This is a genomic window from Bartonella sp. CE47NXGY, assembly GCF_042195415.1.
In the GTDB taxonomy this organism is placed as follows: Bacteria; Pseudomonadota; Alphaproteobacteria; order Rhizobiales; family Rhizobiaceae; genus Bartonella.
Map to the genome: position 1 here is coordinate 24,754 of NZ_JBHIOI010000017.1, position 9,631 is coordinate 34,384.

At 37.1% G+C, this 9,631-nt stretch carries 13 protein-coding genes, 1 tRNA gene and 1 pseudogene; 6 read left to right on the plus strand and 9 right to left on the minus strand.

The window, feature by feature from the left end; translation table 11 throughout:
* Nucleotides 1-45 precede the first annotated feature (45 nt).
* Complete coding sequence (locus tag ACFIL3_RS06245; protein ID WP_375613717.1) at nucleotides 46-1,209, minus strand: phosphoserine transaminase; 1,164 nt, start codon at nucleotides 1,207-1,209, stop codon at nucleotides 46-48.
* A 401-nt stretch (nucleotides 1,210-1,610) separates the two neighbouring features.
* Between ACFIL3_RS06245 and ACFIL3_RS06250 the strand changes: the two genes are divergently transcribed.
* Nucleotides 1,611-1,686, plus strand: a tRNA-Phe gene (locus ACFIL3_RS06250).
* 83 nt (nucleotides 1,687-1,769) lie between these two features.
* Here the strand turns inward: ACFIL3_RS06250 and ACFIL3_RS06255 are convergent.
* The 7 genes from ACFIL3_RS06255 to ACFIL3_RS06285 form a co-directional block, all read right to left on the minus strand.
* Complete coding sequence (locus tag ACFIL3_RS06255) at nucleotides 1,770-1,967, minus strand: helix-turn-helix transcriptional regulator (protein WP_375612052.1); 198 nt, start codon at nucleotides 1,965-1,967, stop codon at nucleotides 1,770-1,772.
* A gap of 80 nt (nucleotides 1,968-2,047) precedes the next feature.
* Nucleotides 2,048-2,326, minus strand: a complete 279-nt coding sequence (locus ACFIL3_RS06260) for a hypothetical protein (RefSeq protein ID WP_375612051.1) — start codon at nucleotides 2,324-2,326, stop codon at nucleotides 2,048-2,050.
* A complete protein-coding gene (locus ACFIL3_RS06265; protein WP_375612050.1) occupies nucleotides 2,323-3,054 on the minus strand; it encodes a phage antirepressor KilAC domain-containing protein in 732 nt (243 codons plus the stop codon). The genes ACFIL3_RS06260 and ACFIL3_RS06265 overlap by 4 nt, the downstream gene beginning before the upstream one ends.
* Before the next feature lie 356 nt (nucleotides 3,055-3,410).
* Entirely contained in the window at nucleotides 3,411-4,139 is a 729-nt protein-coding gene (locus ACFIL3_RS06270) for a Rha family transcriptional regulator (RefSeq protein WP_375681936.1), read from the minus strand.
* Entirely contained in the window at nucleotides 4,132-4,566 is a 435-nt protein-coding gene (locus ACFIL3_RS06275; protein ID WP_375613828.1) for an antA/AntB antirepressor family protein, read from the minus strand. Before ACFIL3_RS06275 ends, ACFIL3_RS06270 begins: the two co-directional genes overlap by 8 nt.
* Nucleotides 4,567-4,631: 65 nt before the next feature.
* Complete coding sequence (locus tag ACFIL3_RS06280; RefSeq protein ID WP_375674647.1) at nucleotides 4,632-5,006, minus strand: hypothetical protein; 375 nt, start codon at nucleotides 5,004-5,006, stop codon at nucleotides 4,632-4,634.
* 156 nt (nucleotides 5,007-5,162) lie between these two features.
* Nucleotides 5,163-5,780 carry a helix-turn-helix transcriptional regulator gene (locus ACFIL3_RS06285; protein ID WP_375613830.1) on the minus strand — a complete coding sequence of 206 codons (618 nt, stop codon included), beginning with the start codon at nucleotides 5,778-5,780 and terminating at the stop codon, nucleotides 5,163-5,165.
* A gap of 109 nt (nucleotides 5,781-5,889) precedes the next feature.
* Here ACFIL3_RS06285 and ACFIL3_RS06290 point away from each other — a divergent pair, with 109 nt between their 5' ends.
* Together ACFIL3_RS06290 and ACFIL3_RS06295 are read left to right on the plus strand one after the other, a co-directional pair.
* On the plus strand, nucleotides 5,890-6,141 hold the full coding sequence (locus tag ACFIL3_RS06290; protein WP_375628405.1) for a helix-turn-helix transcriptional regulator: 252 nt from the start codon (nucleotides 5,890-5,892) through the stop codon (nucleotides 6,139-6,141).
* Between the two features lie 55 nt (nucleotides 6,142-6,196).
* On the plus strand, nucleotides 6,197-6,601 hold the full coding sequence (locus ACFIL3_RS06295; protein ID WP_375674645.1) for a hypothetical protein: 405 nt from the start codon (nucleotides 6,197-6,199) through the stop codon (nucleotides 6,599-6,601).
* On the opposite strand, the gene ACFIL3_RS06300 is transcribed toward ACFIL3_RS06295, so the two are convergent.
* Entirely contained in the window at nucleotides 6,598-7,473 is an 876-nt protein-coding gene (locus ACFIL3_RS06300) for a hypothetical protein (protein ID WP_375613832.1), read from the minus strand. The genes ACFIL3_RS06295 and ACFIL3_RS06300 overlap by 4 nt on opposite strands.
* A 29-nt stretch (nucleotides 7,474-7,502) precedes the next feature.
* Here ACFIL3_RS06300 and ACFIL3_RS06305 point away from each other — a divergent pair, with 29 nt between their 5' ends.
* The 3 genes and pseudogenes from ACFIL3_RS06305 to ACFIL3_RS06315 all read left to right on the plus strand — a co-directional run bounded on the left by ACFIL3_RS06305 (nucleotide 7,503) and on the right by ACFIL3_RS06315 (nucleotide 9,473).
* Nucleotides 7,503-7,982 carry a crossover junction endodeoxyribonuclease RuvC gene (locus ACFIL3_RS06305; protein ID WP_375627943.1) on the plus strand — a complete coding sequence of 160 codons (480 nt, stop codon included), beginning with the start codon at nucleotides 7,503-7,505 and terminating at the stop codon, nucleotides 7,980-7,982.
* Nucleotides 7,972-9,013, plus strand: a pseudogene (locus ACFIL3_RS06310) (hypothetical protein). The gene ACFIL3_RS06305 and the pseudogene ACFIL3_RS06310 overlap by 11 nt, the downstream one beginning before the upstream one ends.
* Nucleotides 8,955-9,473, plus strand: a complete 519-nt coding sequence (locus ACFIL3_RS06315; protein ID WP_375627947.1) for a hypothetical protein — start codon at nucleotides 8,955-8,957, stop codon at nucleotides 9,471-9,473. Before ACFIL3_RS06310 ends, ACFIL3_RS06315 begins: the two are co-directional and overlap by 59 nt.
* The last annotated feature ends 158 nt before the right edge of the window (nucleotides 9,474-9,631 follow it).

A 9,631-nucleotide genomic window follows, 5' to 3' on the forward strand; every position in this document is an offset into this window, starting at 1 on the left:
TCCTTTTTTGTTTAAAAACACGTTGTGAAAATCAACAGTAATTATTTAAAGCTGTGCTTTTTCAACTTGGAACGCCCACTCAAGCCATTGTGTTAAAATTTCAAGATCGGAAGCCTCAATTGTTATACCCGCCCAAATTCGAAGCCCAGGAGGAGCATCGCGATACGAACCGATATCATAAGCAACCCCTTCCTCATCAAGACGCTTCACAACCGCTTTTATAAAAGATACTCGCTTTTCCGTATCCAAAGCAGTAATCACTGGATCCACAATATCTAAACAAATAGCGGTGTTAGAACGCACTTCAGGATCTTTTGCCAAATATTCTAACCATGGCGTTTTGCGAACAAAAGCATCAAGTACAGAAAAATTTTTCTCAACCCTTGCTCTTAATGCCGCTGCACCTCCTAGAGATTTTGCCCACTTCAACCCATCAAGAAAATCCTCAACACAAAGCATAGAAGGTGTATTGATGATCTTTCCTTTAAAAATATCTTCGTTCAATTTTCCATTTTTTGTCATATAGAAAAGTTGGGGCATAGGCCAAGCTGGAACATGATTCTCAAGCCTCTCAACAGCACGAGGACTTAAAATCACCATACCATGTGCAGCCTCACCTCCCAAAACTTTCTGCCATGAAAAAGTAACAACATCTAATTTTGAAAAATCAAGATATTGCGCAAAAGCTGCCGATGTTGCATCACAAATGGTCAATCCAGCCCGCTTATGCGGAATGAAATCCGCATTAGGAATACGCACACCAGAAGTTGTCCCATTCCATGTAAAAACAACATCCCGATCAAAGTCAAGTTGTGTTAAATCTGGTATTTCACCATAAGGAGCTTCAAAACGACGCACATCAGAAAGCTTTAATTGCTCGACAACATCTTTATTCCACCCAAACCCAAAACTTTCCCACGCTGCCATATCAATGCCACGCTCACCTAATAGAGACCATAGAGCAGCCTCAACAGCACCGGTATCTGATCCTGGCATAATTCCTATACGATGATCAGAAGGAACCTCAAGAATCTCACGGGTTAAATTAACAACTTCAGCAAGTTTTAATTCTGCTTCTCTAGATCTATGTGAACGCCCAACTAATGCATTTTTAAGAACATCAAGAGTCCAACCAGGCCGTTTGCTACAAGGGCCTGAAGAAAAATTAGTATTATTGGGACGATTACTTGGTTTTTGTAACATTATCATTATTTCTCCCCTTTTAGATGTTTTTCTTTCTTTATAAAGAAAAACAAATTATTATAAAGACTAATCAATAATCTTTTTAGAAAAAAGTCAAAAATGTTGTCTCTTATTTCGTATGCTTAAAATTTAGGGAAACTTTATAAAAAAATCTTTCTTAATCATTCTTCTCGATTGATTCTCTTAACTTTTTTTCGTATCACCACCACGATAAGACAGCATTCTAATAACAATACACTAAAGTGTCCAATATACCTATCAAATTTATTTTATGATAAAGATTCATTGATAACGCTCTAGAATAGGGAGATAAACTTATCAAAAAATCAATTATTTTTCTTTTGATGACTGGACAGAGAAAATTTTAATGTTATAACCGCAAACGCTTTATATTTTTTATGAAGCATGCCCAGATAGCTCAGTTGGTAGAGCAGCGGACTGAAAATCCGCGTGTCCGTGGTTCGAATCCGCGTCTGGGCACCACTTTTTGTGTTTAAAATATTGAAATATACAGTTTTTTTCTTTAAATAACCATTTTTAGACCACCTTCTACAGTTTATATAATTTTATCTAATTTGCTCCTTATTTTTCTTTGGAGTGAAGGCTAAGATCTTTTTCTTTCTCCACCTCACTGCTCTCCCTAGCTTATATGGCTCCGGAAACAAACCCTGAAGCACCCAATTGCGAATCGTTGTTGTGGATACACTAAAAAGCTGTGCACACTCACGTGTCGTTACATATCTATCTCCATCATCAAATATCATCTCATTACCTTTCTCTTTTTTATGTTACTTAATCCCCTCCTCGTCCTATAGGACGAGGAGATGAAATCAATTGTTTAAAACTAAGCCGCTTTCGTGACGGGCTTCTGCAAACTCGGATCATAAGCTCGCAACAAAGAATCCATTCTATGGGGCAGCTCTGAATCTCCAAAATCCGTTAAAACTGCTAGAATCTTTGTAATATTTGGAATTTCATCTTGAAGTTTTAAAATCAAAGCTTTTTCTACTATGCTCATGATGTCAACCAAGTCACTACAGTCTTTGTCATCTACGTATTCACAATTGATAAACTGAGACAACGCTATCCACAAATCACATAAAAAGTCGATACTGGTATTCATTGCACACCCCCAAAGATTTGTTCTCTCAAACAAGCCAATCCTCTGGATGTGATTTTTGTTGAAGGGAGTACCTTTTCTGTACCATCTGGTCTTTGGATAGTGATAGCAGGACAGTCCATGAAACCTTTTTTGATTTTATCCTGATAAGGTAACAGAGGCGCCCCTGGAGCCCGTCGATACACCCAATCATGTTTACGCAAGTAATTGGTTAAGTCCTTTGGGCGCACCTCCAACATCTTCGCTGCTTCGATAAGACCGAATAAACCATCAGAGCGTTTTAAACCTTCCAAAGCTTCTGCTTTAGGCTTGAGTGTACTCACCTCATTTCTTAAGTCTTCTAATTGATTGATACTCTCTAAAAGGAGCTGTTTAATCGTAAGAGGATTTTCCAAAGCATTGGCAAGATTTATTTGTGGTGTTGCTACTTGTCTTTCCAATTCTTGCCAGCGGTCAATAATCTTTGCTCGTAAAGCAGTGCTATAACCCGAAACAAGAATTAAACACTCACGTTTGGGAAGATTGTAGCAAGGAAGAGTACGACCTATTGAATCTCTGTAGAATCCTGCAAATTCACTCAGCTCAATTTTGAGCTCAGTGAGTATTTGCCGAATATCCCGCATAACATTCCGATGTTCTTTACCACATAATTCTGCAATTTCACGACTCGACATAGTCTGAGTGGTAGCACTATTAGCAGTGCTTTCTTTAATTTCTATAAGTGTGTTCACTGTGAACTCCTTGGTAATAGAGGTTTTCTATTGACACTCTAAAAGAGTGCCGGGTGCTAGAAAACACGGTACCAAGTCCGTCGTCACACCTTTCCCGTGAGGGTATTGTATAGTGTAACTACACCCGACAAGACCATTATATGCTACAGCATATAATGAGTCAAAATCTTTAATGTTCAGAAGACTGATTATTTCGGCAACCAATCCGCTTGGTATTTTAAGGTGTTTTCTAGGCACCTGATTCGGCAATAGACATACTGATAGTATTTTGTCAAATAAAAAATTAAAAAATCGGCGCTTATAAACTATATCGATTTTATCAGTAAATTCGTATTTCTTTTCCATAATTGTTGCTTTTAATGCATGCTTTGTCTTTTAAGCTCTTGAGACAGCACACCAATTCCTTTTGCTGTGATTTTTGCGCAAGGAATGACTTTTTCTATTCCACTTGCGGTTTGAAGTGTGATAGTTGGACAATCCATAAGTTTCTTTTGGATTTTGTCTTGATAAGGAAGCAAATTTCCACCTGCTGCTCGTCTGTAAACCCAACCTTTTTGCTGTAAGAAGAGAATGAACTGTTTTGGTTGCATCTCGAGTATTTTAGCGGCTTCTGTAAGACCGAAGAGTCCATCATGGCGCTGTAAGCTTTCAAGAGCCATTGCCTTTGGTTTTAAATTTGCAATAATGTTATCTTTTTGTTCATTTTCATTTTTGAGATACGTTAAAACACCAAGCATAACTTGAGGACTTGAGTAGTCGATTTGTGGTATTGCTGCTTGCTTTTCTAATTCTTGCCAACGGTCTATAATCCTAGCACGTAATGTCATGCTGTAACCAGAAACTAAAATGAGGCATTCGCGTTTAGGGAGGTTGTAACAGTTTTGGGGCTTACCCTGTTTATCTAAATAGGTGGATCCAAATTTGGATTGACCCCCTTCAGGATATAATTCTCCTAACATTTGTCGAATATCACGCATAATATGCGCATGTTGCTTACCGCATAACTCTGCAATTTCACGACTAGACATCGTTTGAACTGTTGTATTTTGAAAATTTCTTTCAGATGTTGTGATAAAATTATGCATGCTTCACTCCATTCGTTGTGACAACATTGTCATTGTGCTTGATTTGCTGTCTTAGATGTCTTAAGAAATCTTCTAATGTTTCAGGATTTGAATAATCGATTTTTGAATTTACTTTTTTTTCGCATTTCAGAAAATATTCACGCACTTGTTTACCTTTGAGACCAGGTTCACAAATGGCAATGTGTTTTGCTGTGTCTAAAGTGAGAGCATAATCTTTAAAAGGATTTCCACGTGAGGAGTTTGATAATTCTTTAGTAGAAAGTACAAAGTCGACATCTTCTCTAAAGCTAAGTTCTTTAATACAGTTTGTTATCCACTTTCTAAACTCGGTTTTTACCTCTAAAAAGGTATATAAATCACGAGCGCTAATAGTTTGAACCTTTTGATGCTGGATAATATTGTATTGAGTAGCAAGAAGCTTTTCCATTACGAACCTCATGTTGATGGGATTGATGAATGAAAGGGGGCGCTTTTAAATGCGCCCTTCAGAATTTAAAGCACATCACAAGGACGCAAACGGTGTTGTTGTTCGTAAGTACCGTAAATCTCATCATTATATTTTTCGTCTGCGATCTCGTCTAAAAGTTCTTGGTAAACATCACTTTCGCGTACAAAGTCATGAACCTCACTATCCTCATGGAGATGTTCGATATTTTCTTTTACATATGCTTCTGCAATCTCTTCAGAGATATCTTCACAATTATTCTCAGAAGGATTGATGCGAAAGATTTGGATTGCATCATCTACCTCATCAACAATGCTTAGAATTTGGCTTGCATCAAGTGGTCCAGACTCTGCAATGTGTTGATCTTTATCGTAGGCAACTAATAAAGTTTCATTGGAATTTATAAGAATTGGCTTATCCATAATTTTTCCTCCCTAACGCCTCTTGGCGATTGTTTGTGCGTGGTTTATATAATTACTTATATAACTATAATTATAAAATAGCAAGCAAAAAATTATAAAAAGTTATATTTTTATAAAAAATATTATAATATCTTGCTGAATAAGAGGGGAGGATAATTAGCGATAAGTCCGAATCATCTTGCTGTAAGAACTTATTGGCAAAATAGCAAATATCTCTCCAACCCACACAATTTTAACATTCTTAATAGGTAAGGCATTCCAAGAAAGCAGATCTATTTCACCATTCATTCCCCTGCTAATCTGCTTTATATATCTTTTATTATCATGTGTTAAAATAACGGCTTCTTTGCCAAAAAAGGATTCTATTGTTTTAATTTGGCGCCGTCTTACGATAACCATATCTCCATCTTTATAGGCTGGAATCATAGAATCTCCTTTAACTTCAAAAGCAACCATATCATCAGGTAAAGCAAAAGGAATTTCTACTTGTTCAAGACCATCTTCAGGGATTTGTTCAAAACTTGGATCTATCTGTGTTCCTGTTCCAATATACCCCATAAGAGGAACAAAAGTTGTGAAGTGATTATCCCCTTTTAGTTCTTTATATAATTCTAAAATGGCATCTCGATTAGAGCCGCGTGGATCAGAATCTTTTAACCACTTAGACACTGAAGCTTGTGTTACGTTTAGCCGTTTGGCTACATCTTCTTGCGTTAAGTTAAACTCGGTCAAAATCTTTTTTAATGTGCTTATGATATTAGATTTATTACTCATACTTCTGCTTACCTTATTTTTTTATCGTTGATAAAGATAATTTTCATTGACTTTATATAACTATAATTATATGAATAAAATAAGACAAAGCTGTAATTGGAGCTTGTAAATGGATCAACGAGAAGATTTTAAGAATTTGACTAAGTCAATACGGGGCAAATTTAATTGGACACAATCAGAAATGGCGAAAATGCTTGGTGTAACTCAAGCAGCTGTTTGCAAGTGGGAAAAAAGAGGATCTATCTCCGTAATAAATTATCTCAAGCTGCAAAAGTTGAAGGATAGTTCTAGCCCTATGCCTGCTTTTACTACTTCTCCCACAGAAAAGAATGAACATCAACAGCATCATTCACATTCTTAAAGAAGAAAGATCAGAGATGATAGATGTCCTACAGATCACTATAAGCAAAGTCCAGTTGATTGATCTTGTTAATAAGATTGGACAGAAAACCATATATTATGGTCTCCGTTCGCCTCAAGATACATGTTTTGAAATAAGGATAGATCCCTCATCAACAGGTTTTCTTGTCTATATGCTGCATAGTATCTTTGCGCGTGATGATAGAAAATATTTTCCGTTATTTCCGTACGATGATTTTAATCAATGGTTTTTATCTGTGTTTACGCAAGCTTTTACAACTTGGTTTGATAATTATTTTTCTCAAGAGTTGTCATCTTTTTATCGCTTAAATGAGCTGATATTGTTTACAGCCTTAGTCAAAAGTAAGCTTGATTTCTTAAGGGATAAACTCATCGAAAAAAGAAAAGAAGAAATTGAATTAATAGATGATGCATGCAGTGTGTGTCTGAATCTGAGTTAATCCAATTTTTTAAAGTCTATGAGGTCGGTTTGTGTCGTTACAGTCATTGTTGTTTCTGGTTTCAATGGGGATGTATGAGTAATGATTAAAGTAACTTGGGCTTTTATATCTTCTTCACGCGCAGCTACAAAAATAAGGATTCCTGTGTACTTATCTTCTGAGGGAGCTATAGAAATATTAACATCGATTTCTTGTCCCGTTCGAAAATCCTTTGCTTTCTCACAGTATCCGGATGATATTGTGTGTGACGTTGGTCTGGCATCAGGATTAACATATGGTGATTGCATTTGCCGCAATCTTATTTCCGGTTTGTATCTAATGCCATATCCAAGAATAAAGCGAGAACCATCTTTTAGCTTTATATTTAAAACGTGGATGACAGTTTGTGCATTGTTTTTTATCTTTAAACAAAGAAGCGTCCACTTGCCTTTTGTTGGCAAGTGGGGTCCAGTTATATATATAGAAGGTGGCGTTCCTAAATCCTCTACTCTTTTGTTATCTAACAAAATTTTAATATGTTCTTCTGACCATTTGGCAAGATCTTTTGTCGATATTGCTTGCTCTTTAAGGACTATCGTCTGTTCTTGGCTTTCTGCAAATTGCTTGCTTATCCATTCTCTATCTTCTTCTCGTTTTTTTGCAGCTGTTTCTAAATCATCTTTGCGGATTTTAGCGGCTTCTTTACGGTCTTTATTTCTTAAAATAAGCGCTACTGAAAGAGATCCGATAAATGACAGGAAACCTGTAAGAAATATCTTTATCCATTCTTGTATCATAACTCCCCCCACTTTTTTAGAATCGTTGGGAGGATACTTTTTCAAAAACATTTTTTCAAGACAAGCAATCACAACACGTTCTGTCATAACACACATATAAATACGTAGAGCCTTAAGGGGGGATTATGATCACTAACGCACAAACCATTTTATATCTTGATCTAGGGACCAAGACAGGCTGGGCAATATGCGGTGCGGATGGTCACATAACAAGCGATACAGAAGATTTTCAATCACGCCGTTTTGAAGGCGGTGGTATGCGTTATTTACGCTTTAAACGGTGGCTTACTGAACTAAAGAGATCTGTTGATGAAATTGACGCGGTATATTTTGAAGAGGTGCGCCGGCATGTGGGTACAGACGCTTCTCATATTTACGGAGGCTTTCTAGCAACCTTAACAGCGTGGTGTGAACATCATCAGATACCATATGAAGGCATTCCTATTGCTACCATTAAGAAAGCAACGACAGGCAAAGGAAATGCTTCAAAAGAAGAAATGATTAAGGCGGTATGTGCAAAAGGACATGTGCCTAAAGATGACAACGAAGCAGATGCTTTAGCAATTTTATATTTAATGAAAGAAGGGGATATACATGTCCAGTAAAATACCATGGACGAGACTGTTTGCCGATAAATGGGCGGTGGTCGTCGATTATTTACCTTCTGTACTGTAGAAGGTAATATCTATATGAGATTGCGATTTCGCATGCTTCGTACTGGTGAACCTCTTTTTTGTAATATTAAAGTTTTATCTCATTACACTGGTTATTCAGTAAAGAAATTTGAGACAGCATTGAATGTTTTGCTAGAAGAGGGATACATCATTCGTTTAGAAGATGGTCGTTTATGGAATCTCGATGTTGAAGAAGAATTAAAAAATTGCAATGAGAATTTAAATAAACTTTCAGAAAAAGCTATAAAAGCTGCGAATACTAAGAGAAAAAAACATAAAGATGACTCATCAAAAGACCATGATGATGTCATGATGAAACACATTAACATAGACAATAACATATATATAAAAAAACTAAAACTATCGTTTTAGCAAAAAAAGAAATTGGTTCTGAAAGTTTAGAAACAAACGAACAGGTTGACGAGCCAACAGAGGTTGCTGCTGTTGAGACCACATCAGAGCAAATCACAACATCATCAGACAACCAACCTCCCATTCACGAGCAAGAGAACGTTCCCAAAAAAGCAAAACGAGCGCAAGCTAATCGCGGTTGTCGATTGCCTGCGGATTTTGAACCCGATTACGATTTTGCCATTGCAGAGGGCTTGCCTCCAGAGCGCGTGAAAGTCGAAATCGCAAAATTTCGAGATTATTGGCGTTCAAAAGCCGGAGCAAATGCAACCAAAACCGATTGGCAAGCAACATGGCGTAACTGGGTACGAAAGGCTATCGAGGTTTTAGAAAAAACAAAAAACACGAACAACAATGGTGGAAACAATGGAAATTACACTCAAAAGCAAAAAAGCATTGGGGAGCGTATCGCAGACAGTCTCCTTGATATCGGAAATCGAGGGTATTTTGAAACACATTCATGCGATGATACCTCCGAGCGGTCCGTTTGTTTTGAAGGATGGCAGCCAATTAACGAAACAGCAGGAATCGATTGCTTTAGAAGCTGGTGATCAATTGCAAGAGCTCTTCGCCGTGAAAGCAGGTAAAGAGGATATAGCAAAAGCTATTCGCATGCTGTCGTGTGGTTTGAAAATAGCACAACAATCAGACCATGAGGGAATGGCGTTGACCTATGGAATGGTTTTGGAAAATGTCTCTGCATGGTCACTGATGACAGTGGTCAAACGGATTTTATGTGATGAAATAAATTGTTTATCCGATACGTTTTTTCCGAGCACACGAGAACTTGTCAGGTTGTGTCGTGATTTAGAAAACGATCTTTTGAGAAAAGCCAATTTTGTACGCAATGCTGTTTTGAGATTCCGTGAAAAGGAGTTGAAAGAACAAGCAGGGAAAGAGCATTCAACGCCTATAACGCTTGTTCACAAGCAAGAGCTTGAAGAAACTTTAAATGGCATTGGTGGGATAATGAAACGCTTTGGTTCACAGCAAACTAGTGAAAAGTGCTGATCATTTTACGATTAGACGTGCATTTAAATCGACAAAAAGGTACCGTACAAAGCGATTTAAAGATTTTACGATGGAAAAAACCATATCTGTAATATAAAACGCTCTGTACGGTCAAATTTTAGGTAAATAGACCAATTGGTAAAATTATGGACTAAAAA